This is a genomic window from Leclercia barmai (genome assembly GCF_049312895.1).
Taxonomy (GTDB): domain Bacteria; phylum Pseudomonadota; class Gammaproteobacteria; order Enterobacterales; family Enterobacteriaceae; genus Enterobacter; species Enterobacter barmai.
Genome location: NZ_JBMNWZ010000001.1, coordinates 134,946 through 160,436, shown reverse-complemented (window position 1 = coordinate 160,436; position 25,491 = coordinate 134,946). Strand labels below are relative to the sequence as shown.

General features: G+C 58.3%; 21 protein-coding genes and 1 pseudogene. 4 read left to right on the top strand and 18 right to left on the bottom strand.

From position 1 onward, the window contains the following. Positions 1-27: 27 nt before the first annotated feature. The 7 genes from ACOYA6_RS00690 to phoB form a co-directional block, all read right to left on the bottom strand. On the bottom strand, positions 28-1,422 hold the full coding sequence (locus ACOYA6_RS00690; protein ID WP_422653848.1) for a DUF3999 domain-containing protein: 1,395 nt from the start codon (positions 1,420-1,422) through the stop codon (positions 28-30). Then, a complete protein-coding gene (locus ACOYA6_RS00685; RefSeq protein ID WP_422653847.1) occupies positions 1,419-4,055 on the bottom strand; it encodes a DUF2339 domain-containing protein in 2,637 nt (878 codons plus the stop codon). Before ACOYA6_RS00685 ends, ACOYA6_RS00690 begins: the two co-directional genes overlap by 4 nt. A 148-nt stretch (positions 4,056-4,203) precedes the next feature. Beyond that, positions 4,204-6,021 carry a maltodextrin glucosidase gene (malZ, locus tag ACOYA6_RS00680; protein ID WP_422653846.1) on the bottom strand — a complete coding sequence of 606 codons (1,818 nt, stop codon included), beginning with the start codon at positions 6,019-6,021 and terminating at the stop codon, positions 4,204-4,206. Positions 6,022-6,152: 131 nt separating this feature from the next. Further along, complete coding sequence (gene proY / locus ACOYA6_RS00675; protein WP_139564421.1) at positions 6,153-7,526, bottom strand: proline-specific permease ProY; 1,374 nt, start codon at positions 7,524-7,526, stop codon at positions 6,153-6,155. A gap of 80 nt (positions 7,527-7,606) precedes the next feature. Continuing rightward, complete coding sequence (gene brnQ, locus ACOYA6_RS00670; RefSeq protein ID WP_039031481.1) at positions 7,607-8,926, bottom strand: branched-chain amino acid transporter carrier protein BrnQ; 1,320 nt, start codon at positions 8,924-8,926, stop codon at positions 7,607-7,609. Positions 8,927-9,335: 409 nt separating this feature from the next. Continuing rightward, positions 9,336-10,631 carry a phosphate regulon sensor histidine kinase PhoR gene (gene phoR / locus ACOYA6_RS00665; RefSeq protein WP_422653845.1) on the bottom strand — a complete coding sequence of 432 codons (1,296 nt, stop codon included), beginning with the start codon at positions 10,629-10,631 and terminating at the stop codon, positions 9,336-9,338. Positions 10,632-10,652: 21 nt separating this feature from the next. Then, positions 10,653-11,342, bottom strand: coding sequence for a phosphate response regulator transcription factor PhoB (gene phoB, locus ACOYA6_RS00660; protein ID WP_039031479.1), 690 nt, complete (start codon positions 11,340-11,342; stop codon positions 10,653-10,655). A 194-nt stretch (positions 11,343-11,536) separates the two neighbouring features. Between phoB and sbcD the strand changes: the two genes are divergently transcribed. After that, positions 11,537-12,742 (top strand): exonuclease subunit SbcD, encoded by a 1,206-nt coding sequence (gene sbcD / locus ACOYA6_RS00655; protein WP_422653844.1) that lies wholly within the window; start codon positions 11,537-11,539, stop codon positions 12,740-12,742. Beyond that, entirely contained in the window at positions 12,739-15,870 is a 3,132-nt protein-coding gene (gene sbcC, locus ACOYA6_RS00650) for an exonuclease subunit SbcC (protein WP_422653843.1), read from the top strand. Before sbcD ends, sbcC begins: the two co-directional genes overlap by 4 nt. A gap of 98 nt (positions 15,871-15,968) precedes the next feature. On the opposite strand, the gene mak is transcribed toward sbcC, so the two are convergent. Continuing rightward, positions 15,969-16,874, bottom strand: coding sequence for a fructokinase (gene mak / locus ACOYA6_RS00645; protein ID WP_039031476.1), 906 nt, complete (start codon positions 16,872-16,874; stop codon positions 15,969-15,971). Between the two features lie 124 nt (positions 16,875-16,998). On the opposite strand from mak, the gene rdgC reads away from it, so the two are divergent. After that, positions 16,999-17,910, top strand: coding sequence for a recombination-associated protein RdgC (gene rdgC / locus ACOYA6_RS00640; RefSeq protein WP_039031486.1), 912 nt, complete (start codon positions 16,999-17,001; stop codon positions 17,908-17,910). Positions 17,911-17,960: 50 nt separating this feature from the next. Here rdgC and ppnP read toward each other — a convergent pair whose 3' ends face one another. The 5 genes from ppnP to ACOYA6_RS00615 form a co-directional block, all read right to left on the bottom strand. Beyond that, positions 17,961-18,245, bottom strand: coding sequence for a pyrimidine/purine nucleoside phosphorylase (ppnP, locus tag ACOYA6_RS00635; protein ID WP_039031475.1), 285 nt, complete (start codon positions 18,243-18,245; stop codon positions 17,961-17,963). Positions 18,246-18,317: 72 nt separating this feature from the next. After that, positions 18,318-18,995: an AroM family protein gene (locus ACOYA6_RS00630; protein ID WP_039031474.1), complete on the bottom strand. Its 678-nt coding sequence runs from the start codon at positions 18,993-18,995 to the stop codon at positions 18,318-18,320. A 225-nt stretch (positions 18,996-19,220) separates the two neighbouring features. Beyond that, positions 19,221-19,412, bottom strand: coding sequence for a protein YaiA (yaiA, locus tag ACOYA6_RS00625; protein WP_039031473.1), 192 nt, complete (start codon positions 19,410-19,412; stop codon positions 19,221-19,223). A gap of 46 nt (positions 19,413-19,458) precedes the next feature. Beyond that, a complete protein-coding gene (aroL, locus tag ACOYA6_RS00620; protein ID WP_422653842.1) occupies positions 19,459-19,983 on the bottom strand; it encodes a shikimate kinase AroL in 525 nt (174 codons plus the stop codon). 274 nt (positions 19,984-20,257) lie between these two features. Then, entirely contained in the window at positions 20,258-20,716 is a 459-nt protein-coding gene (locus ACOYA6_RS00615; protein WP_138370642.1) for a YaiI/YqxD family protein, read from the bottom strand. A gap of 86 nt (positions 20,717-20,802) precedes the next feature. Here ACOYA6_RS00615 and proC point away from each other — a divergent pair, with 86 nt between their 5' ends. Beyond that, complete coding sequence (gene proC, locus ACOYA6_RS00610; RefSeq protein WP_039031470.1) at positions 20,803-21,612, top strand: pyrroline-5-carboxylate reductase; 810 nt, start codon at positions 20,803-20,805, stop codon at positions 21,610-21,612. 14 nt (positions 21,613-21,626) lie between these two features. On the opposite strand, the gene adrA is transcribed toward proC, so the two are convergent. The 5 genes and pseudogenes from adrA to ACOYA6_RS00585 form a co-directional block, all read right to left on the bottom strand. After that, positions 21,627-22,727, bottom strand: a complete 1,101-nt coding sequence (gene adrA, locus ACOYA6_RS00605) for a diguanylate cyclase AdrA (protein WP_138370678.1) — start codon at positions 22,725-22,727, stop codon at positions 21,627-21,629. Between the two features lie 105 nt (positions 22,728-22,832). Beyond that, on the bottom strand, positions 22,833-23,153 hold the full coding sequence (psiF, locus tag ACOYA6_RS00600; protein ID WP_039031469.1) for a phosphate starvation-inducible protein PsiF: 321 nt from the start codon (positions 23,151-23,153) through the stop codon (positions 22,833-22,835). Positions 23,154-23,306: 153 nt separating this feature from the next. Then, positions 23,307-23,581 (bottom strand): annotated as a pseudogene (locus tag ACOYA6_RS00595) (alkaline phosphatase); the annotation flags it as partial. 98 nt (positions 23,582-23,679) lie between these two features. Next, positions 23,680-23,940 carry an anti-adapter protein IraP gene (gene iraP, locus ACOYA6_RS00590; RefSeq protein WP_039031467.1) on the bottom strand — a complete coding sequence of 87 codons (261 nt, stop codon included), beginning with the start codon at positions 23,938-23,940 and terminating at the stop codon, positions 23,680-23,682. Positions 23,941-24,179: 239 nt separating this feature from the next. Further along, positions 24,180-25,403 carry a multidrug efflux MFS transporter gene (locus ACOYA6_RS00585; RefSeq protein WP_422653841.1) on the bottom strand — a complete coding sequence of 408 codons (1,224 nt, stop codon included), beginning with the start codon at positions 25,401-25,403 and terminating at the stop codon, positions 24,180-24,182. Positions 25,404-25,491: the final 88 nt, after the last annotated feature.

Below are 25,491 nucleotides of genomic sequence, written 5' to 3'. Positions count from 1 at the left end.
CCGCAGATGCGGGCCTTTTTTATGCCGTTAAGCCGCCCCGTCTTTTTTCACTTCCCGCCAGATACGCCAGGCCATCAGCGCCAGCGCTCCAACCCCGAGCAGCAGCGCGCCCCACACCAGCAGCGTTTTCCAGCGTGCCTGTTGCTCGGCAACCGAGGTCGCCGTCAGTCGTTCTTCGCCGCCCAAAGTGACGTCCTCTTGCGCCAGCGCCCACGGCAGCGCGTTTACCGGGTGGGTGTTACGCAGCGATGCCGGGATCAGCATATCCAGCCCGATGTCCGCCTTTTTGGCCGCCCGGTTTCCCCAGGCCAGCAGATAGGGGCCTTTACCCTGGGCATTGAACACCATCTGATAGCTGTCGCGCGCGCCGCTCATTTCAGGCAGCGTCTCGGGCAGGCGGGTATTGATGGTCACCATCCGCACCGCTTCAACCGGCTGACCGGAAAGCAGGATATCGTCCGAACGTTTACCATCCAGCTGGTAGAGCACGGTTTTGCTCAGCGGCTGCCAGGGCTCTTTTTCGCCACTGCGCCAGCTCAAGTCCACCGGCAAGACCCCTTCATTTGCCAGGGTGATCCTGAGCGAAGTCAGCGGCTGCGGCTTTTTCCAGCGCCAGACGACCTGGTCATCGCCCGCTTTTTCGGCCCGGGCATTGATTACCACACGTTCAGGTTCCGGCTCGCGGCTATCGGCAATGGCGCTGACGCCGTTCAGGGCCAGCGCCGGGCTTTGCGAATCCAGGATCACCAGCAGGTATCGCGTCCCTTCCCCGGAGAGCATCAGACGGGCGCTGATGGTATCCATCTTCAGCCGATCGTTGTCACGGGTCAGATCCATCAGAGGCGCATCTTCCTGCACCTGTCGCCAGTAGCGTAGATCCTCGCTGGAATAGACCGACGCTTTCCCCTGCCAGTTACCCGGCGGCGTGTTCCAGTTCAGGCGCAGTTGTGCCAGATAAAGCGGATCTTTTCTCTCCTCGGGCAACGTCAGTAGATAACTCTGGCCGAACCTTTTTACCTCGTCGCTTTCCAGATGGATTTCAATCCCGCTCCTGGAGCGTAAAACAACGGATGCCGACCCCTTTTCCTGCTGTTCAGTCGACGAGACCGGTGCCCTGTCCAGCGGGAAAAGCCGCAGATCCAGCGTCTCTGGTGTCACGGGCTGCTGTTTTTGCACCTCGAGGGCAAAGGGCACAGCGTCACCCCGATGGTTAAAGACCCGCACATCACGCAGGTCCAGCCAGGCCGTGCTCTGATAGACCGCCTGGGGCAGCGCAACGCGATACCAGGGCGATGCGTCAAGCGTTTCAAGTGACATCCCCGTGGCGTAATCCTGCGGCGTTTCCCCTGCCTTATCGTTGCCCGAGGCCGCCCCGGCGGCACTGAACAGCACGCCCCATAATACCGCTCTCATCCATTTCATTTTGCTTCTCCTGCTTTTGGCGGTAACGGGGAGAAATACCCGACGATTAACACCAGAATAGCCACGCCGATAAACGCGATTGCCCGCGCCAGCCCGCCGCCGCCCGCGCTGTCCACCAGCATCAGTTTCACAATTACAATTCCCAGCAGCACCGCGCCGCACAGCCACTGGTGGCGGGAGTGACGCCGGGTGGCATGGAGCATCACCACCAGCGCCGCCAGCATCCAGACCAGCGCAAAGCAGGTCTGCACCAGCCGCGAATGCCATAGCGCGTCCGCATCCCAGGCAATTTCTCCGTACCAGGCCAGGGCCCGCAGCAGCATGCCGTTCAGCCACCAGCAGCTCAGGGCAAGCAAGGCGACAACCGGCCAGGGGCGGGAGACCTCGATATAGACCGGGAAGTAGCGCAACGCCGCGCGATACAGCATCACCAGCCCCAGCAACGCCAGGGCCGCCCCCTCCTCCAGCGGATTGATTAACGGTAGCCAGGTCTGACGATAAACCACGCCATCCTGGAAGTTGGTCAGCACTAACAGGCCTGTCAACGCCGCCGCGACCGGTAGCATCGCCTGTACCCCATACAGCGCAGGCCAGACGCGGAATGGCCAGATGTTTCGCCCCACCGCCTCGTTAATCAGGAAGATCGCCAGGCCACCCGCCGCCATCATCAAGCCGCTTCCCCAGGCCGCCATGCCCCACGGCAGATCGCGTGCAAACCAGAAAAGCTCCATCGCCAGCGCCAGCAGAACCATCCAGAAAAGCGACAAATGCGCAATCCTGGACAGCCGCGGCGGCAATGCCGCTCCGTCGCGCCAGAGCAACGCCACCGCCGCGGGTAACGCAACACACCACGCCAGATTCGACCAGCCTGCGGCGAAGATCTGCTGCTGTGATATCTGATACAGCAGCACCACCAGCATCATGGGCCACAGCAGCCATTTACTGTGATCCAGCGCCTGCCATGCCAGTCGCCCCGCGACGCCGCGCCAGCCCCAGACCGAGATCGCCAGCAGCCCCAGTACGCCCGCCATCACCCGTGAGTCATTGTTCAGCACCCACTGCGATGCGCCCGCCAGCGCGACCAGCCAGAAAAGTAGTCCGCCTGCGAGAAGCCCCAGGCTGACCTGAAGCTGGACCGCACGCCACAGCCATGCCCCCGCCAGCCAGCACAGGCTGAGAACCGCGAAGATCAGCATCAGAGACAGCGGCACCGTGCCATTTACCTGCGCCCAAAGCGCGCTGCACAGCGCCAGAACCAGCAGCGCCGTGCCGCTGTACGTCATGCGTCGCTGGTGCTGCTGCACCCCCAGCCAGAGGATCCCCACCCCTTCCAGCGCCCAGGCCATCGACGTCCAGCGCGCCGAGAGCGCCAGCGGGATAGCGAGAGTGATAAAAGCGCCGCCAAGCGCCAGCGCAGCCAGGACCAGCGGTTTCCCCAGCGAAGGGTAGCGACGCAAGGCCAGCCAGGCTAATGCGACATAGAAACCGCCGTACCCCAACGCGCTGAGGGCTGGTCCATACTCCCAGTGCCGGGTAATGGCGTACTGCATGCCAAAGCCCACCAGGGGCGGCGCAAACAGCAGCACGCCATCAATAAGTTGTTTCCCCTTCTCCTGCGCACGCAGCGACAGCGCCACGCTCAACACGCCGAAAAGGATCGTATTTGCGATCAGGAACAGCTGACAGCTCAGGTAGTACGCGGGCTGGTAAGCATTCGCTCCCCATAATCCCCCGACGCCAAAGGTAAATAACAGGCCGAGCAGATTCAGCTCCCGCCAGTGCTGCCAGATGCTGATGGCAAGAATGCCCACGGAAAGCAGAAGATAAAACGAGAACAGCGCCACGTGGTTGCCGCTGCCGCTGGAGAGCAGCAGCGGGGCCAGATAACCGCCGAGGCTTGCCAGCATCGCCAGGCTGAGCGCCTTTTGCAGGATTGCCAGCCCCACGCTCGCGGCGCAAATCACCACCAGCAGCGCAAACGCCAGGGTCATCGGCAGCATCTGCCACAGGCGAAACGCGCCAAAAACGGTGAGATAGAGCGCCCCTGTCGCGCCCCCCTGTAATATCAGGGCGTAAACCGGCTGTTTATGACGTAATCGCCAACCTGTCGCCAGCAGCACAAGAGCAAATAGCGCGGCCGCGACGAGACGTAATTCCAGAGGGAAGAGTGAATGTTCAACCGTATAGCGCAGCAGGAATGAGAGGCCGAAGAACAGGAGCAAAATACCAAGCTTCGCCAGCGGGTTACCCTGCATAAACCAGCGTACCAGCGAGGTAATCATGCCGCCCAGGGCAGAAGGCTCCCGGTCTTTGGTCGTCGCGTTAACAGGGTCTGGCTCCCGGGCAGCGGGTGCAGGCTTCGCCCGGGATAGCCAGGGATCGGCAGGCTCGGGCACAACGGCGGCGACCGGTTCCGGGGCAACAAGTGTCGGCGCAGTTGTCACCGCTTCAGCCTGCGGCATCGCAGGTTTTTCTGCCACGCCGCGCTGTTCAAGCTCCTCAAGACGGCGGCGCAGAACCGTTAGCTCAAAGCGAAACGCCGAGGTGCGGTTAAGGGCGACAATCGCGAGGATGGGCACCACCACCCCCACGAACAATAAAACAATGCAGCCAAAGATCAGTAGCTCATCCATGTTTCCACCTTCCACCGTATATGGGTTAAGCAGATTGACACAAATTGTTGCATTTCCGCTATCTCTGACTGTAAAACTAGTCGCTTTTCAGAAATTCTTCCCACCCGAAAAGCAGGCGGCAGGCGCTCAGCGCCTGCCGTACAGCAAATTAATTACCGAACCAGACGCAAGCCGAGATCGCCGGGAGCGAAAGCACGCCGTCCTGCGCCACGCCTTTCCCCTCTTTCAGCTGCCACTGCTTAACGTTGAGCAGCGGCGAATCGTCCATCACCACTTCACAGGCATCGCCCCGGTTAATGGCCACCAGCACCCGCTGCTGGTTGTAGACGCGCACAAACACCACCACGTTGTCGTGGGCGTACACCACCTGACAGCCGCCGTAGCGCAGGGCCTGGTTCTGCTTGCGCAGCCTGATTAAGCGCTGGTAGAGCGCCAGCAGGGTTTTGTCCTGTTTTTCATCCTCCCACGGGAAGGTCTTGCGGCAGAACGGATCGTTATTGCCGTCGAGCCCCACCTCATCGCCGTAGTAAATGCACGGCACCCCAGGCCAGGTGAACAGCCAGGTGATGGCCAGCGGCAGGCGGGCGACATCTTTGCCGAGCAACGACTTAAAGCGGGCGGTGTCGTGACTGTCGAGCTGGTTAAACATGCGCAGCTGCTGCTGATGGGAAAGGCTGGCGCGGTAGTTATCCATCCATCTCATGCAGGTTTCCGCATCAATCTGCTGCGGATCGTAGGAGATATCGGTATTGGCGAGGAAACCCCACAGCGGGAAGGTGAAGCCGCGATAGTTCATCGCCGAATCTTCTGCATCAGCCTGTAACCACTGGCGGGCGTCGCCAAAATGTTCACCAAAGACGAAAGCCTCTGGATTGGCCTCCTTCGCCGAACGGGTGATCCCGGTGACGTGCTGTAAATTATGGCGCGCCCCGCCGCCTTCGCCGAGCATGTGCACCACGTCCAGCCGCCAGCCGTCCATGCTCCACGGCGCTTTCAGCCAGTGACGAACAATGCTGTCCTCGCCGCCGTAGATCTCATCCACCACCCCGGACGACTGATAATCCAGCTTCGGCAGGCTGGCGTAGCCCAGCCAGTCGAGGGCGCGGCCCTCGTCGTCAAAGCTGTACCAGTCCCGTTGGGCCGAGTCCGGGTTATGGCAGGCGCCGCCCGTCCCCCGGTTGTGGCGGTCGAACCAGGCGTGGGAATCACCGCTGTGGTTGAACACGCCGTCGAGGATCAGGCGCATCCCCTCCCGGTGGGTGTTCTCCCGCAGGCGTAACAGGGCGACGTCGCCGCCAAAGCGCTCGTCCACGTGACGATAATCTTCGGTGTCGTATTTATGCACGCTGGGGGCGACAAACACCGGGTTGAGGTAGAGCGCCGTGACGCCCAGTTTTTTCAAATAGGGCAGCTTCTCGCTGATGCCGTCGAGATCGCCACCGTAAAACGTCGATCCCCCTGCCTGGGCGGTTACCGGCTCATCCCACTCCCGGAAAAGGGTCTCATGGCCGGCGGCATGGTGATGATAGGTGCGATCCAGTTCCGGGTTGCGCCGCTGGCTGCGGGCAAAGCGGTCCGGGAAGATCTGATAAAAGACCTGGTCGGCCACCCACTGCGGCCCGGCATCCGGGTAATCGACGGCAAACTGCTCCAGCCGCGCGGGTGGAAAACGGCTGAAACCCTGCGGGGTGAACCACAGCTGGCGGTTATGCCAGAGCATCTTAAAGCTGTAGCGACGGCGCGGCTGCCCTTCCTCCACGTCGAGGGTGGCCCGCCAGGCCGTTACGCCGGGTTGCGGCTGGCTGCGCTGCTTCTGCATTTTCAGCGACGTCTCTTCGTTATCGATTTCAGCGCGCAGCGTCACCCGCTCAGGCAAATTCTCGCCCGTCAGCCACAGCGTGATGACAAGTTTATCGTTGTTTTGCTTAACAAATGGGGCAACCGGCAGGTGCCATGCATTCAACATCTTTTATCCCCTTTCCCAGAAATGAGGTCACCTTGCCACAGGGTAGTTGATGTTCACTCCTCACGGAGAGGTTTATTGGGGGAGGAGGAAGGGGGAGGAGAAAAATGCCCGGCGTTTGCCGGGCATTGCTGTTACTGCACTTGCGCTAACTGACGCTCGCGGCGGCGTTTAAACACCCAGCCCACCAGCAGCAGCGCAATCCACGCAAAGCCGACATACAGCGAGATGCGGGTTTCCGGATGGTAACCAATCAGGCCGATAATAAAGACCAGGAAGATCAGGCCAGCAACGGTACTTGCCACGCCGCCCGGCACCTTAAACTTCAGCGCTTTCACCTCTTCCGGCGACAGACGGCGGCGGAAGCCAATCTGCGACATCAGAATCATGATCCACACCCAGACGGTGGCAAAGGTTGCCAGCGATGCAATCACCAGGAAGACGTTCTCCGGCATGATGTAGTTGAGGTACACCGACAGCAGCAGCGCCACGGTCATCACCAGCACCGTCACCCACGGCGTACCGCGGCTGGAGGTTTTAGCGAATGCCTTCGGCGCACTGCCCTGCTCGGCCATGCCGTGCAGCATGCGCCCCACGCCGAAGACGTCGGCATTGATGGCGGAAAGCGACGCGGTCAGCACCACGAAGTTAAGAATGCTGGCGGCAAAGGTGATCCCCAGATGCTGGAACGTCAGCACGAACGGGCTGCCGTTGGTGCCGACCTGGTTCCACGGGTAGATGGACATGATCACAAACAGCGTGCCCACGTAGAAGACCAGGATACGCATCGGCACCGAGTTGATGGCGCGCGGGATAGACTTCTCAGGATCTTTCGCTTCACCGGCGGTGATACCGATGATTTCGATCCCGCCGTAGGCAAACATCACCATCTGCAGCGACATCACCATGCCTATCCAGCCGTTACTGAAGAAACCGCCGTTGCTCCACAGATTGTGGATCCCGGTTGGCTCTCCACCGTTGCCAATACCCCAGATGATGATGCCGATACCGGCAGCAATCATGATGATAATGGTGGCGACTTTAAAGAAGGAGAACCAGAACTCCAGCTCGCCAAACACCTTCACGCTCATCAGGTTGATGGCGCAGATGATCAGCACCACGCTGAGCACCCAGATCCAGTGCGGCACGGTCGGGAACCAGACGCCCATATAAATGCCGAACGCCGTTACGTCGGCGATAGCGACAATCAGGATTTCGAAGCAGTAGGTCCAGCCGGTGATATACCCGGCAAGCGGGCCTAAGTTTTCTTGCGCATAGCGGGAGAAGGAGCTGGCTGACGGGTTATGTACCGACATCTCCCCCAGCGCACGCATGATGATGTAAGCGGCAACACCGCCGATAAGATACGCCAGCAGAACGCTGGGACCGGCCATTTTGATGGCATCTGCCGAGCCATAAAAAAGACCAGTACCGATTGCAGAACCCAGCGCCATAAAGCGGATGTGGCGGGCGCTCAATCCACGCTTGAGTTTGTTAGTGCTTTCCATTTGTTGTCATGCCATTTCAGACTAAAAAAAACAAAAAACCACGGGGCATTACGCCCCGTGGTTAAACATTCAGCCGTTGATTAGTGCGCGTTCGATGTAACCTGACGCCCTGCAGCACGATCCCAGATAATTGCCAGTACCAGTGCAACAACGGTAGGCATCAACCACGCCAGACCCTGTTCGGACAGCGGCAGACGCTGTGTCCAGGCAGGCAGAATGGCGCTGATAGCAGATGCCTTAATGCCGTCAAGCATACCAAAAAGCAGACTGATAAACATGGCCGGCGCGATAATTCGTGTGGAATTGTTCCACCAGCCGCGGGTGAAGCTCAGCACGACGAGCACGATGCACGGCGGGTAGATGGTGGTCAGCACCGGAATGGAGACCTGAATCAGGTGGCTCAGACCGAGGTTCGACACCGCCATGGAGAAGCCGCCCAGGATAAACACCAGCGTGCGGTAAGAGAGCGGCACGTACTGGGCAAAGAACTCTGCACAGGCACAGGTCAGGCCAACCGCCGTCACCAGACAGGCCAGGAAGATCAGGATAGCCAGCATCATGCTTCCCGCGCCACCAAAGGTGTGCTGAACGTACGCATGCAGGATTGCCGCACCGTTAGCGCCCTGGTCAACCAGCACGCTGCTGTCGGAACCGAGACGGAACAGCGCCAGATAGAGCAGCGCCAGCCCTGCGCCCGCCATCAGGCCAGCCCAGACGGTGTAACGGGTCAGCAGACGCGCTTCGGTCACGCCGCGGGAACGCGCAGCGTTAACGATCACGATACCGAACGCCATCGCGCCCAGCGTATCCATGGTCAGATAGCCGTTCACAAAGCCGTTAGAGAAAGCCGCATTCTGGTACGCTTCGGTCGCGGAGCTCAGCGGGCCGGCAGGCCAGATAATCGCCGCAACAGCCAGTACCACCAGCGCCAGGATCTTCATCGGTGCCAGGAAGTTACCCACGGTATCCAGCAGCTTGCCCGGATAGAGCGACACCAGAATCACGATGGCGAAGTAAACCAGGCTGTAGATAAACAGCGGCAGCGGGCCGTCGCCGGTCAGCGGGGCAATCCCCACTTCGAAGGAGACGGTCGCGGTACGCGGCGTGGCGAACAGCGGGCCAATCGCCAGGTAGCAGACCACGGCCAGCATCACCCCGGCCACCTTGCCAATCGGCGCGCTGAGGCTGTCAACGCCGCCGCCAACTTTCGCCAGCGCAACGACGGTCAGTACCGGCAGACCTACGGCGGTAATTAAAAAGCCAATAGCCGCCGTCCAGACGTGTTCACCCGCCTGTAAGCCAACCATTGGAGGAAAGATGATGTTGCCAGCGCCAACGAACAGCGCAAATGTCATAAAGCCCAGCGCGATGATATCGCGCGATTTCAATTGATGGGTCATAAAACCTTACTGCCTGTGGATGTGGTGTTGAAAACGTTGAATTTTTCGCTATCCGTTGCGGAACAAAACAGCGGAAAAAATGTGCAACCTCAGCGGGAAATGCTTTCCTACCGGCGTGGAGAAGAATAGTTTTTCGATTTACCACGCAAATACAGTCTGTCCGACGATATCAGGGGGGCAATTTAAACGCTTATAACGTTTAAAGGCAATATGGGATCTGAAAACCAGAACAATATGCCAGCCTGAAAGATGAGAGTGGAACATTACACCATTTATAAGAAAAACTCATGGCTAATCATGCGAACAAAAAAGCAACAGGCGTATAAAATTTACCCGCGCTTCGGTTGACTGCAAAGCAAACAGGCCAGCATACGCTGGCCTGTGGCAATATCTGATTACAGTGACGCCGTCAGGCGCTGTTACTGGCAATTAAACGTTCCGGGATCACGAAGCTGAAACGCGTACTTTTACCCGGCGTACTGACGATATCGAGACGGCTGTCGTGGTGATTGATGGCGTGCTTAACAATCGCCAGCCCCAGGCCGCTGCCGCCCGTCTGCCGGGAACGCGCTTTATCCACCCGATAAAAACGCTCGGTCAGACGAGGAATATGCTCCGGACCGATCCCCGGGCCATTGTCCTCAACGCTGAACTCCGCCCCCGTGGGCACATGCTGCCAGCGCACGGTGATGTGGGTCCCGGCGGGGGTATGATTCACCGCGTTATAGACCAGGTTCGAGATCGCGCTGCGCAGCTCGTCGTTACTGCCGCGCACTTTCAGGGTGTTATCCACCTCGAAGGTAAGCTGGTGCTGCTGCTGGCTTAAGGTCTGCGCTTCGCGCTCTAACATCCGCAGCATCATCGGCACATCGATCGTTTCATTCAGCGCCAGGGTCGGAGCCGCCTCAATGCGCGAGAGGGTCAGCAACTGCTTCACCAGGCCTTCCATGCGTTGCGTCTGCTCGCGCATGGTCTGCAGCGCTTTTTCCCGCGGCGCGCCCTCCAGGGTCTGCTCCTGCATCATCTCCAGATAGCCCTGCAGCACCGTCAGCGGGGTGCGTAATTCGTGGCTGACGTTGGCGAAGAAGTTGCGCCGCGCCCCTTCGAGCTGGTGCATTTGTGTCACGTCGCGCGCCACCATCAGCCACTGTTTGTCGCTGTAGGGCATCACGCGGATCTCCAGATGACGACCGTTGTTGAGCACCAGATTATGCGGGCGGGTGAAGTCGCGTTTTTTCAGATACTGCGCGAACTCCGGATAACGCAGCAGGTTGAGAATGTTTTGCCCATTATCATCCGGCCAGCGCAGGCCCAGCAGCTGTTGTGCCAGACCGTTGCACCAGAACATTGTTCCCTCTTCGGTGGTCAGTATCACCGCATCCGGCAGCGATTCCGCGCCGCTGCGAAAGCGTTTGATCAGGCTACCCAGCTCACGACGGCGTTTTTTATTACGCATCTGCATCTGGTGCAGGCCATACAGAAGAGGTTCCCAGCTTCCGCTGCCGGGCGGCGGCGTCATACTTCTGTCAACCCACAGCCACCATGACAGGCGGAGCAAATTCCAGAAATGCCAGATCAGCAGTCCTGTGACCGCTGCCAGTAAAAACCAGGGTAAATAACCGATTAAGGCCCCGAGGATCAGGGCCGGGATACAGCAAAGTATCAGTTCAAAACAGAGCCTTTTCCATGACAGACGTTCCAGCACGCGTCACACTCCTGTCATTGTTCAGAAACGGGTGGAGAAACGATAACCCGTGCCGCGGACGGTCTGTACCATGCGATCGTGACCGCTGGTTTCGAGTGCCTTACGCAAACGGCGAATGTGAACATCCACCGTTCGATCTTCAACATAAACGTTAGTGCCCCAGACATTATTGAGCAACTGCTCGCGGCTGTAGACGCGCTCCGGGTGGGTCATGAAGAAGTGCAACAGTTTGAATTCGGTCGGCCCCATATCAAGAGGGTTTTCACCGGTCATCACGCGGTGCGAGGTAGGATCCAGGCTCAGGCCCTGCATCTCAATCACCTCTTCCACCGCCATGGGTGAAATACGGCGCATCACGGCCTTAATGCGTGCCACCAGCTCTTTCGGGGAGAAGGGTTTGGTGATGTAGTCATCCGCGCCGGTCTCCAGGCCACGCACGCGATCTTCCTCTTCGCCACGGGCGGTTAACATCATCACCGGGATATCGCGGGTTAAGGCTTCACGTTTGATATGTTTGATGAATTGCAGACCAGAGCCGCCAGGCAACATCCAGTCGAGCAGGATCAGATCGGGCCAGGGTTCGTTGAGCTGATTCACCGCGCTGTCGTAATCTTCGGCTTCTATCGGTTGAAAGCCATTTTGTTCGAGCACGAAACAGACCATTTCGCGAATGGGTGCTTCATCTTCTACGACCAGAATACGTCTCGCCATACTTAGCCCTGTCTTATTGAGGTTACATGTTTGTAATACGGCGTCATTATGCGTCAGATTTATGACAGATTTATGAAAAACGTACCCGCTAATAATGGCAAGCCGTTGTTTTATGGCAGCCCCGATTGTAACGGTTATCTTCGTCACCCTGAAAGTTTATAATCCCGCTAACCTTTTTTTGCCACGGATCTGTTATGCGCATACTTCACACCTCGGACTGGCATCTGGGACAAAATTTTTACAGCAAAAGCCGCGCCGCCGAACATGAAGCGTTCCTCAACTGGCTGCTTGAGACTGCGCAATCACAGGACGTCGATGCCATCCTGGTGGCCGGGGATATCTTCGATACCGGCTCGCCGCCGAGCTATGCGCGCGAGCTCTATAACCGCTTCGTGGTGAACCTGCAAAAAACCGGCTGCCATCTGGTGATCGTAGCGGGCAACCATGATTCCGTCGCCACGTTGAATGAATCCCGTGAGATCCTGGCTTTTTTGAATACCACCGTGGTCGCCAGCGCCGGCCATGCTCCGCAAATATTGAACAGACGCGACGGCACGCCCGGGGCGGTGCTGTGCCCGATCCCGTTTTTACGTCCGCGCGACGTGGTGCAGAGCCAGGCGGGTCTGTCCGGGACAGAGAAACAGCAGCAGCTGTTAAAAGCCATCACCCACTATTATGACGATCAATATACCCAGGCCTGCGCGCTTCGCGGCGACAGCGTGCTGCCGATTATCGCGACCGGGCATCTCACCACCGTCGGGGCCAGTAAAAGTGACGCGGTACGTGACATCTATATCGGTACGCTGGATGCGTTTCCCGCCCAGCATTTCCCGGCGGCAGACTATATCGCCCTGGGCCACATTCACCGGGCGCAGATGATTGGCGGCTGCGAGCATATTCGCTACTGCGGCTCCCCTATTCCCCTCAGCTTTGATGAAACCGGCAAAAGCAAATGCGTGCATCTGGTGAGTTTCGACCAGGGTAAGCTCAGCGCCGTCGAATCGCTCGAGGTGCCCATTACCCAGCCGCTGGCGGTGCTGAAGGGCGATCTGGCGGCCATTACCGCCCAGCTTGAGCAGTGGCGCGGCGTGGAACAATCACCGCCCGTCTGGCTGGATATCGAACTCACCACCGATGAGTACCTGCACGACATGCAGCGCAAGATCCAGAACCTGACGGAAGATCTGCCGGTGGAGGTGCTGCTGGTGCGTCGCAGCCGCGAGCAGCGCGAAAAGAGCCTGGCCAGCAGCCTGCGCGAAACCCTCAGCGAGCTGCGGGTGGAGGAAGTTTTTGAGCGCCGCCTCGCACAGGAAACCCTGGATGATGCCCAGCGTGCCCGGCTCAACGAACTGTTCAGCCACACGCTCCACGCCCTCAGCAATGAGGAGGATGACGCATGAAAATTCTCAGCCTGCGCCTGAAAAACCTCAACTCCCTGAAGGGCGAATGGAAAATTGACTTTACCGCCGAGCCTTTCCTCAGCAATGGCCTGTTTGCCATTACCGGCCCGACCGGTGCGGGTAAAACTACCCTGCTGGACGCCATCTGCCTGGCGCTCTATCACGAGACGCCGCGCCTGAATACGGTCTCGCAGTCGCAAAACGACCTGATGACCCGCGACACCGCCGAGTGCCTCGCCGAAGTGGAGTTTGAAGTCAAAGGCATCGCCTATCGTGCCTTCTGGAGCCAGAACCGGGCGCGCAACCAGCCGGACGGCAACCTGCAGGTGCCCCGCGTGGAGCTGGCCCAGTGTGAAGATGGCAAAATTCTGGCGGATAAAGTAAAGGACAAGCTGGAGCTGGTCGCCTCCCTGACCGGGCTCGACTACGACCGCTTTACCCGCTCGATGCTCTTATCCCAGGGACAGTTTGCCGCCTTCCTGAACGCCAAACCGAAAGAGCGCGCCGAACTGCTGGAAGAGCTGACCGGCACGGAAATTTACGGCCAGATTTCCGCCATGGTGTTTGAAAAACATAAAGCGGCGCGCAGCGAGCTGGAGAAACGTCAGGCCCAGGCCGCCGGGGTGGTGTTGCTCAGTGAAGAACAGCAGCAGCAGCTTCAGCAAGGTTTGCAGGTACTTACTGACGAAGAAGCGCAGCTGCTGGCCCAGCAGCAGGCGCAACAGAAAGATTTTCAATGGCTTACCCGCCACGATGAGCTTGTGCGCGAGCAACAGCAGTCGATGGCAGCCCAACAGCAGGCGCAGCAGGCTCTGACCGACGCCATGCCCGAGCTGGAAAAGCTGCATCTGGCCCAGCCTGCGGCCCAGCTGCGTCCGCAGTGGGAGCGGCAGCAGGAGCAGCTTGCCCTTCTGTCGCAAACCGAGCAGCAGATGCAGGAGGTGAATACTCGCTTACAGTCCAGAGTGGAGCTGCGCTCGCGCATTCGCAACGGGGCCCTGCGCGCGCGCGATGAGCTGCAAACCGAACTGACCGCGCTTACCCAGTGGCTCACCGAACACGACCGCTTTCGCCAGTGGAGTCAGGAGATTGCCGGCTGGCGGGCGCACTTTACCCAGCTCAACCGCGACAAAACGCAGATGGCGACCCTGACCCGGCGTCTGACGGAGTTACGCCAAAAGCTGGCCGGATTACCGGTAAGCACCCTGACGCTCAGCGCGGAACAGGCCGCCGCTGAGATGGCGCTCCAGACCCAGTCCCGCGGGGCACGCCAGCGCCTGACCACCCTGCATGCCCGCTATCAGCCCCTGCAGCAGCGGTTGCGCCAGAATGGTGAAAGCGTGCAAAAGGCGCAGGGTGAGCTGGCAACACTGAACGAAACCCTGACACTGCGCCGTCAGCAGTACAAAGAGAAAAACCAACACTATCTCGATCTCAAAACCCTGTGTGAGCAGGAAGAGAAGATCAAAAAGCTGGAAAGCTACCGGGCGGAACTGGAAGCCGGGAAGCCCTGCCCGCTATGCGGCTCCACCGGGCATCCGGCGATTGCCCAGTACCAGGCCTTAGTGCTCACCGAAAACCAGCGCCGTCGGGACGCGATGGAAAAAGAGGTCGCCGCTCTCAAAGAGGAAGGCCTGCTGGTGCTCGGACAGGTGAATGCGCTCAATACTCAGCTTCAGCGGGAAACAAGCGAAGCGCAGACCATCTCGCAGGAAGAGCAAGCGCTCACTAAAGAGTGGCAGGCGGTGTGTGGTTCCCTGAACGTTAACCTGAATATTCAGGAAGATATCACCCCCTGGCTGGCTGAACAGGAGCAGTACGAGCAGCAGCTCCACCAGCTTAGCCAGCGTCTGACCCTGCAAAGCCAGCTGAACGAAGAGGAAGCCCAGGAACAACTCTACCAGCAGCAGCTTCTGGCAACGCGCACGGCGATGGCGAAAACGCTTGATGCCCTGTCGCTGGCGGTGCCGGAGGACGGCACGGAGGCGGCCTGGCTTGCTGAACGCGAAAAAGAGTCGCTGGCCTGGCAGGAGCGGCAGTCGCAGCATAACGCTCTGCGGGATCGCATCACTGCCCTGGCACCGCTACTGGATACCCTGCCGGAAACGGATCTCACGGAAGCGGAAAGCACCATCCCGGATAACTGGCGCGAGATCCACACCGAGTGCGTCTCCCTGCAAAGCCAGCTCGCCACGCTGCAACAGCAGCACAAGCTGGAAAGCGAGCGCCTGCAACAATCCCGGGCGCAGTTTGCCGCCGCGCTGGCCGCCAGCGTCTTCAGCGATCGGGAGGCGTTTCTCACGGCCCTGCTGGATGCCGGGACGGTTCAGCGTCTGGAGCAGCTGAAACACAGCCTGGAGAATCAGATCCAGCAGACCACGGCGCTGCTCCAGCAGGCCGGTCAACGGCTGAACGAACATCTGGAACAGCGCCCGGCGGGCCTGACAACGCAAGCCCCGGTTCTGCACGAGCAGCTCCAGCAGCTGGCGCTGAAGCTCCGGGAAAACACCACCCGTCAGGGGGAGATCCGCCAGCAGCTTAAGCAGGACAGCGACAATCGCCAGCACCAGCAGACGCTGATGCAGCAGATCGAAGAGGCGGCTCGTCAGGCGGATGACTGGGGTTATCTGAACTCGCTGATCGGTTCCAAAGAGGGGGATCGCTTCCGCAAGTTCGCCCAGGGCTTAACCCTGGACAATCTGGTGTGGCTCGCCAACCAGCAGCTGACCCGCCTGCATGGCCGCTACCTGCTGCAGCGCAAAGCCAGCGACGCGCTGGAGCTGGAAGTGATGGACACCTGGCAGGCGGATGCGGTGCGCGATACCCGCACGCTCTCCGGCGGGGAAAGTTTCCTCGTGAGCCTGGCGCTGGCGCTGGCCCTCTCCGATCTGGTAAGCCACAAGACGCAGATTGACTCGCTGTTCCTCGATGAGGGCTTCGGCACGCTGGACAGCGAAACGCTGGATACCGCCCTGGATGCGCTGGATGCGCTGAACGCCAGCGGTAAAACCATCGGCGTGATCAGCCACGTGGAGGCGATGAAAGAGCGCATTCCGGTGCAAATCAAAGTGAAGAAGATCAACGGGCTGGGGTACAGCAGGCTGGATAAGGTGTTTGCGGTGGAGTAGTTAAGGATGGGTGCTATCTGTACCCCTCACCCTAACCCTCTCCCCATAGGGGTGTACGGTCCGGGGTGAGGGGGGAACAAGCCGCACCAATGGCACTATCAGTTCGGCCACAGCCAGGCCGCGCCGCGCACGCCGCTGGAGTCGCCGTGCACCGCTTTGCGGATCGGGGTTTCGCATTCGCCGCCAAACACCCACTGCTTCACCAGTTGCGGAACGGTGGTATAGAGACGGTCAACGTTACTCATGCCGCCGCCCAGCACGATCACATCCGGGTCGAGAATATTCACCACGTGCGCCAGCGACTTCGCCAGCCGCATCTCGTAACGGCTGAGCGCCAGTTCGGCCACGGCGTCCTGCTCCTCCACCAGCCGCATGATCTCATTGCCTTTCAGCGGATGGCCGCTCAGACGACGGTAGTCGGTGGCAAAACCGGTGCCGGAAATAAAGGTCTCGATACAGCCCTGCTTGCCGCAGTAGCACGGCACTTCGGCGCGGTACTTCAGTTCATCTTCATCCATCCACGGCAGCGGGTTATGCCCCCACTCACCTGCCGTGCCGTTGCCGCCGATATGGGAGCGGCCATTGAAGGCTACGCCTGCCCCGCAGCCGGTTCCGATGATCACCGCGAATACAGTCTGTGCACCCGCCGCCGCGCCGTCGATGGCCTCGGAGACCGCCAGGCAGTTAGCGTCGTTCGCCAGCCGGACTTCGCGGTTCAGGCGCTGGCTTAAGTCGCGGTCGAAGGGCTGGCCGTTAAGCCAGGTCGAATTCGCATTTTTCACCACCCCGGTATAGGGCGAAATCGACCCCGGAATGCCCATACCCACCGTGCCGGTCTGGCCGGTGGCCTTTTCGGCCATCTCCACCAGGTGAGCGATGGTTTCAATGGTCTGCCGGTAGTCGTCACGCGGGGTGGGCAGGCGGTGGCGGAACAGCTGCTCCCCCTGCTCGCCAAGGGCGATGACTTCTGTTTTGGTGCCGCCGAGATCAATACCAATTCGCACAGGACGTTCCTCATTATTTTGATTATCAACAGAGTAGAAGCCTGCTACCCGATTAGCAATGCAAGCGATGCGACAATTCGCTATCATGCCCGCTGAATTAAACGACAAGACCGTGGAAATTATCATGCTGTGGTTCAAAAATTTGATGGTTTACCGTCTCAGCCGCGATATCGAACTGCGCGCAGACGAGATGGAAAAACAGTTAGACCTTTACGCATTTACCCCGTGTGGCAGCCAGGACATGGCCAAAACCGGATGGGTTCCGCCTATGGGATCACAGAGCGATGCGCTGACCCACACCACCAATGGTCAAATCATCATCTGCGCGCGTAAGGAAGAGAAGATCCTTCCGACGCCGGTGGTGAAGCAGGCGCTGGAAGCCAAAATTTTCAAGCTGGAAGCCGAACAGGGCCGGAAGCTGAAAAAAACGGAAAAAGATTCGCTGAAAGATGAAGTTCTGCACTCCCTGCTGCCGCGCGCCTTCAGCCGCTTCAGCCAGACGATGATGTGGATCGACACGGTAAACGGCCTGATTATGGTCGACTGCGCCAGCGCCAAAAAAGCAGAAGACACCCTGGCGCTGCTGCGTAAAAGCCTCGGCTCGCTGCCGGTGGTGCCGCTGACGATGGAAAACCCGATCGAGCTGACCCTCACCGAGTGGGTACGCGGCAACAACGTTCCGCAGGGGTTCCAGCTGCTGGACGAAGCCGAGCTGAAAGCGATTCTGGAAGATGGCGGCGTGATCCGCGCCAAGAAGCAGGAGCTGGTCAGCGACGAAATCGCCGTGCATATCGAAGCCGGCAAGCTGGTGACCAAGCTGGCCCTCGACTGGCAGCAGCGTATTCAGTTCATGATGTGTGACGATGGCTCAATCAAGCGTCTGAAGTTTTCCGATGAGCTGCGCGATCAGAACGACGATATCGACCGGGACGACTACGCCCAGCGCTTTGATGCTGACTTCATTCTGATGACGGGTGAACTGGCGGCGTTGATTAAAAGCGTGGTGGAAGGATTAGGCGGCGAAGCACAGCGTTAATGCATACTGCCAGTCAGAAATCGGAGCCGGGTTAACCCGGCTCTTTTTTTTTACAGATAACGACACAGGTAGGATGAAGGTTCAGCAACCTGCAGATGGAATTCGCTGTGGCCGGGTACGTTGAAAACATCACCCGGATTATAGATTTTCCACTCGGTTTCACCCGGCAATAACACCTTCAGTGAGCCGCTGACCACGGTCATCTCTTCAGGTTGCGCGGTCCCGAAGGCGTACTCCCCTTCTTCCATTACGCCGACACTGGCGCGGCCAGTAATGCTGCTGCTAAAACCGATGGACTTCACTTTACCGGAAAAGTATTCATTACTCTGAAGCATGGACTGGTCCTTATTGTCGTTGGTTGTCAATCCAATATAGGGGTGACACTCCATGCCTGTCACGCAAAATCATCAGACCAGCAATTCCGAGGCCAGCCGGGCCACCAGCACGTTTGACAGCAGCACCGGCACATCCAGATTTTTTTGCAGTAAATCGCGGTGATGCTGATGGAAACCAAGACAGTCGAGCATCAGAACGTCCGCGCCGCGATCGAGCAGATCGCGTCCGGCGTCGATAAGTCTGGTTTCGCTGTCCCAGAAAGGGTTGGCTACGGCGAGGAGCGGCGCGTTGGACAGACCCTGCCACTTTTTCGACTGGTTCTCCAGCAGCTCATCCATCGGGACGATCACCCCCACCTGATGGCTGTCGACAATGGATCCGACCAGCGGGGGGATGATCCGCATCGGCTCAAGCAGGATCGCGTTGCGGGCGACAAGCCCGGTGATGGGGGCCGTGCTCATCAACAGGATCACCTCATAATCCTGGTTATCGAGCACTTCAATCACGCTTTGCAGGCCTCGCTCGATCTTTGGCAGCGAGACGTGACCCAGCTTACCGTCGCTGAGCAGAACTGGCAGCCGCGCCTCACCCCGTTCAGGGGCGTAGTCTTCCATGACCTCTTCCCGGCTCAGCGTACCGAGCAGACTGTAATGCGTAATCTGTTGTTCAGAAATATGCTCTGTTAAGAGCGGTAATATTTCGCTTACCGGGACTACCCCAATCGTGAGGATCGCCAACGTCGCCTTCATTGTTCTCGCCTTTCTTAACCATCACTACCGTGACACAGATACAGGCTCACTTCGCTGTTCAGAAAAAGTGCTGAAAAGCGTAGCAGCACTTTAGGGTGCTGGAATGTAAAGATCCGCGAGCCTGACACAATGTGTCTGTAAACCCTGAACATTACCCTCCGATTGATGTTTACGCTTTGTTAAAAATGTGATTACCGTACGGTTCTTTATGCTTTCAGATTTTTATCAGGACTTATCGGGGTCTTCGTAACGGACTTTGGCATCCTGCGCTTCCTGCTCCGTTTCATGCTCGCTGATGAGCGAATCCGGTTTCGGGTGGTCGGCGCGCAGCTGATACCAGGTTACGGTCTGGCCCGTCGCACCTTTTTCAACGGCAACGATACGGGCTTCACGCGGATAGGGAGGTCTGGTTGGCATAGTTCATCCTTTTTTTGGTTGGCTGAACTATCAGTATAGACATCAGTTAGCTGGCGCATGCCAGATGCAGCGCAGCGACGATATTTTGCACCACGTCTTCAGGCGCAAGCGATGCGTCCACCACATGATGCGCGGCTTCGCGATAGAGCGCGTCACGCTCTGCCAGCACCGCGCTCACCTCTTCGCTGATGGGTTTGCCGGTCAGGGTTGGACGCTGTCCCTCTTCCGGGGAGGCTTCAAGGCGCTCCACCAGCACCGAGACGGGGGCACAAAGGTAAATCACAATGCCCTTTTCGCGCATAAACTGCCGGTTGTAGGCAGACAAAATAATGCCGCCGCCGGTGGCGATAATGCCGGAGCCCGCCGTTACCGCTTCGAGAGTGGCCGTTTCACGGGCGCGAAAACTCTCCCACCCTTCCTGCTCAACAATGTCGGCGATGCTCTGACCGGCATGGGTCTGCAGCCAGTGGTCGGTATCGACAAATTCACTCTGGCACAGACGAGCCAGTTCAAGACCGACGGTGGTTTTGCCACAGCCGCGGGGGCCAATTAAAAAAATAGGCTGGGTCATGACCAGGTGTTCCCCTTGATGCCGCAGACGTGCGGGACGTGAAGTCGAAAAGAGTGCAATGATACCATTAAGCTAGTACACACGTTAACCGTAAAAAAATTATTACATCAGGCGTGGCTTTTTACTGACATTTCAGTCAACTCCAGAAATATCAAGGAAAGAACCTGTAAAGAAATGATGGCACTAGCCGGTGCGCCCACCTTACCTGAACCCACCCGCCGTTGACAACCCCGGACTGGAGTAATAATGACCAAAACATATGTCGCAGTGATGATTAACCCTGGCGGCGCTTCACTTCCAGCAGCCATTTATCCAGCTCGGCGGCAAACAGCTGCCTGTCGCGCTGGGAGAGGCTATCCGGCCCACCGGTCTGCACGCCGCTGGCGCGCATGGTGTCCATAAAATCACGCATCGTCAGCTTTTCGCGGATGGTGGACGGGGAGTAACGTTCGCCGCGCGGGTTGAGGGCTGCCGCCCCTTTCTCCAGCACTTCCGCCGCCAGCGGAATGTCGGCGGTGATCACCAGATCCTCCGCGCTGCACAGGCGCACGATTTCGTTATCGGCCACGTCAAAACCGGCCGGAACGCGCAGGGAGCGGATAAAGCGGGACGGCGGCACGCGCAGGTTCTGATTCGCCACCAGCGTCAGCGGCATCTGAACGCGCTCGGCGGCGCGAAACAGGATCTCTTTAATCACATTCGGACACGCATCGGCATCCACCCAAATCGCCATCTTCTCTCTCCGGCATATAATGCTGCGTAACAAAACCTGATAGGCTAAAGTTCGACAATCATAACAAAGTTTAAGAGGGAGACGTGATGGAGAAGAAAATCGGTTTTATCGGCTGCGGTAATATGGGCAAAGCCATTCTCGGCGGACTGATTGCCAGCGGTCAGGTGCTGCCGGGTCAGATTTGGGTCTACACCCCATCACCGGACAAGGTCGCCGCCCTGCACGACCAGTACGGGATCAACGCTGCGCAGAGCGCCCAGGAAGTGGCGCAGGTGGCCGATATCGTCTTCGGGGCGGTGAAGCCGAACATGATGGTCAAAGTCCTGAGCGATATCACCTCCAGCCTCAATAAAGAGACCCTGGTGGTCTCAATCGCGGCAGGCGTCACCCTCGACCAGCTGGCGCGCGCCCTGGGCCACGACCGTAAAATCGTCCGCGCGATGCCAAACACGCCGTCGCTGGTGAAAGCGGGCATGACCTCCATCACCCCTAACGCGCTGGTGACGACGGAAGAAGTTGCCGATGTGGTCAATATTTTCCGCTGCTTCGGGGAAGCCGAAGTAATTGCCGAGGCGATGATCCACCCGGTGGTGGGCGTCAGCGGTTCGGCGCCCGCCTACGTGTTCATGTTTATCGAAGCGATGGCGGATGCGGCGGTGCTGGGCGGGATGCCGCGCGCGCAGGCTTATAAGTTTGCTGCGCAGGCGGTGATGGGTTCAGCCAAAATGGTGCTGGAGACCGGCAAACATCCTGGCGAACTGAAGGATATGGTCTGCTCACCGGGCGGCACCACCATCGAAGCGGTGCGGGTGCTGGAAGAGCGCGGATTCCGCGCAGCCGTCATTGAAGCCATGAATAAGTGCATGGAAAAATCAGAGCTGCTGAGCAAATCCTGATCGACAGCCGGACGTTATGCGGCCACCTCGGTGCGGTTCCGTCCGGCATTTTTCGCTTTATAGAGTGCGATATCCGCCGCTTTCAGCCACTCCTGGTAATGCACCATCGACGTCGTTAGCGGCGCAACCCCGACGCTGATGCACAGCTTTACCTGCGGCGCACCCGGCAGGCGCAGTTCCGCCAGCCGTTCATGGACCCGCGACATCGCCGCAATGGCGCTTTCCGCAGGCGTCCCGCTCATGATCACCGCGAACTCATCCCCGCCAAAACGGCCGATCATATCGCTGGCGCGTAACGTCAGCTGAAGCTGGCGGGTCACGGCGATAATGGCCTGATCGCCGACGTCGTGGCCCCAGGTGTCGTTAATGCCCTTAAAGTGATCGATGTCGATCAGCAGCATCGTCGCACTCCGGTGGTAGCGACGGCAGTTTTCAAACTCCGTGCGCAGCAGCACTTCCCAGTGGCGACGGTTAAATACCCCTGTCATCCCGTCCAGCGTGCTCATCAGCTCCAGCCGCCGCTTATGCTCCACCAGACTGTTGGTAGTATGGAAACTGACCCAGGCAAACAGCATCGGATAACCCACAATGACCGGCAGCGCGAGCCAGATTTCCAGCGGGGCGCTGACGAAGGCCAGCGGCACGTGCATCATTTGCAGGGTTACCAGCGCCGACAGCGCGGTCATTAACGCGCCTGTGGCGTAAAGCCGGATGCCCCCCACGCCCATCAGGTTCATGCTCATCATCATGATCAGCGCCGCGCTGGGCATGGCGTTGAAGCCCATCAGCCCAATCCACACCCCGGCCATAATGGCGTCAATTTTGAGGTTGAACATCTCATTATGATGAGGATCCGCCGAGCGCATCGCTAATTGCCAGGCCAGGTGCGGCCAGACGAACGCCCATCCCACCAGCAGTAGCCACCAGAGGCCGTTCGCCGGCAGCGCGGCCAGCATGCTGCCAATCGGGAAGAAAAGAATAGCCAGACCCACAGCACGGGGTAAACGTAACCGGCGGGCCAGACGGATGCCTTCGCGGTGATGTTCATCCGCGGATCGCGCCTGGTTTATACCCTCACGGGCATAGGCTTTAGTGTAAAAGTTCTCATCATTCATGGGCATTGGGAATACTCAATAGTATTTTCCCAAATTATAGAAAGGCTTATCTGGCGCTAAGTATGATATTTCGGGTGAGCCAGACGAAGCGCTCACCCTTTTGAACTAGCCGGTTTTCTTCAGGCAGGCGCTCATGAACTTATTACGGTCATCGCCTTTGAGCGATTGTTGCGTCGCCTGGGAGTTACATTCACGCATTCTTTGCTGTTGCGGCGTCAGGCTTTTTTCGTTGGGTTTAGAAGAGGCGTTTTTCAGGCAATCGCTCATGTAGGTCTTACGGGAGTCGCCTTTCAGCGCCTGGGCGGTCGCCTGTTGGTTGCAGGTAGTCATGCGTTGCTGCTGCGGGGTGAGCTGTTTATCCTGCGCCCCCGCCGGGGTGAGAGAAAACAGCCCAAGGAGCAGCGTGACCAGCAGTGTGATTTTCATAGCACTTTCCTTCTGTGAATGATCTCCTTAAGTCTGGTCCGTGTTGATAAAAAAACCACCCGGCGGGATATTTTCCCGTCGGGCAGTCAGTTTATATCAGCCCTGATGCGGCATCGCTCACCAACTGATAGCCACGGGCCTGAGCCTGCACGCGCCTGCCCCTTCGGCATAATTTCGTTCCGCGGTTATTTCGGAATCGACCATTCCGTCGCCAATCAGCAGAATAATATTTTTGGCTGGCTTATCATTTAATGACGCGCGGATTGCGGCGGTCTGAACTTCCGTCAAACGACGAGCCCCGCCGGGCCAGGTGATATCCCCTGGGCAGCACGATTATCAAGCACCGTAGTGGATGCAACATTTTCAGCATAAATAGTGAGGGTAAACAGCTGAGGGAGTAATGCAATATAAAATGCGCTCTGTTTCACTTATTTTCTCCATGGAGAAATACATGAAAAATAAAACAGAGCGACTACAGGCAACCGACGTGACGTTTCTATGACAATAACTTAAGTCAGATAACCGTTCAGCTGCGCGGGTGCCGTAGCAGCTTTTTTACGTATTGCTGCAGCATCTCGCTATCCTGGGCCGGTACCTCCGCATCTGGTCGGGCCTCATCCAGCGCGCCTTCCACGCTTTTGATCAACGCCTGCTGATCGCTTTGCGCCATCTGGCGTAACAGTGCGGTGACCACAATTTCCAGTGCCTCAACCTGAGCCACCAGCTCTTTTGACTCTTCTTCCTTTTCTGCCAGCTTCACCAACAACTCTGCAATGAGATTTTTCACAGCGCTATTTCCTTATCAGTTTTTTTCGACGTTATCATTATGTCTGATGCTTGCAAAGTGGGTAAAAGTACTATTTTTAAGCAAACCCCACATGCATCATAAAATAGTATCTCTGGGTGCGTGATAAGACGTGCTTTAAATTAAATTTAATTCTTTCTTAGCAGAATAATTAAAATGAAGAACCGCCATTTCACATTTATGATAATGGCGGTCAGATCACACTATATTATACAACAACACTAAAGACGCTTTGCCGCCTGAGTCCGGGCTTCCCGCAGGCGGCGCTGGCGCATCGCCCATGCCAGTTGCAGAATATTCACCAGCACCACCACCGCGGTGGCGGCAAATACCCAGCGGAATCCGGCCATCGCCGAAACCGCGGCCCCCATCAGCGGACCGGCCACGTTCCCCAGATACATAAACGACTGGTTATAGCCGAAGATGCGCCCGGTGACCCGATCGCTGGAGTACTTGATCAGCAGGGTCTGCACGGCGGGCAGCATGGCGCCATCAGCAAAGCCGAGTAAAAAGCGCAGCACGCCAAGCTGCAACGGGGTGGTGACAAAGGACATGGCGAAAAAGAGCACCACCGCCACGATAAGCGTCGCCATCAGAATACGGCCCGTGCCGATGCGATCCCCGAGCTTGCCCAGTCGTGGAGCGGACATTAACGCAGAGATACCCGGCACGGCGGCAATCATCCCGCTGAGGAAGGCAATATTGTTACTCTCGGGCGCCATCGACTGAATAAACAGGGCGAGGATCGGCCCCACCGAGCCGTTGCAGAGCTGGATCACCATGGTGGTGACGAACAGGCTGATCATCAGCCCCGGATAAGGGAGCGAGGCAAACACCGCCTTGCCGCTCAGCCGCTCCGCCTTGCTCACGGTCGGGCGCGCCCCCTCTTTAATCAGAAACAGCGTCACCAGAAAACTGATCACCAGCAGGACGGCGGTGATGACGAACACCGCGCGCAGCCCCACGTGGTCTGCCATGAATCCGCCCATCAGCGGACCGCCAATCACCCCGCTGATCTGCGCCGTCGACAGAGTGCTGATGGCCCAGCCGCTACGCTCCCGGGGCACCTGGGAGGCCACCAGCGCCATCGCATTCGGAATATAGCCGGAGGTGAGCCCCATCAGGGCGCGCAGCAGGAACAGCTGCCAGACGTTAGTGGCAAACGCCTGCAGCAGGATGGCAATCGCCATCCCCAGCGAGGCGCGCAGCAGCATCAGCTTGCGCCCTTTGCGGTCCGCCAGGCTGCCCCACATGGGCGAGACGATGGCCGACACCAGAAACGTGACGCTGAAGACCAGCCCTGACCACATCGACAGCGCCTCGTGGGACGAGACGCCAAGCTGAGACACATACAGCGGCAAAAACGGCAAAATCTGACTGATGGCAAGGCCGGTGAAAAAACAACCAAACCAGACCGAGATGAGGTTAACCTTCCACGATTCCATAGGCGGGTACTGTCTTCATATTACGTAAATTCGTTATCAGATTAGCAAGTTACGTTGCGCCGTTAGTTGTCAGAGATGCGCCTGACGC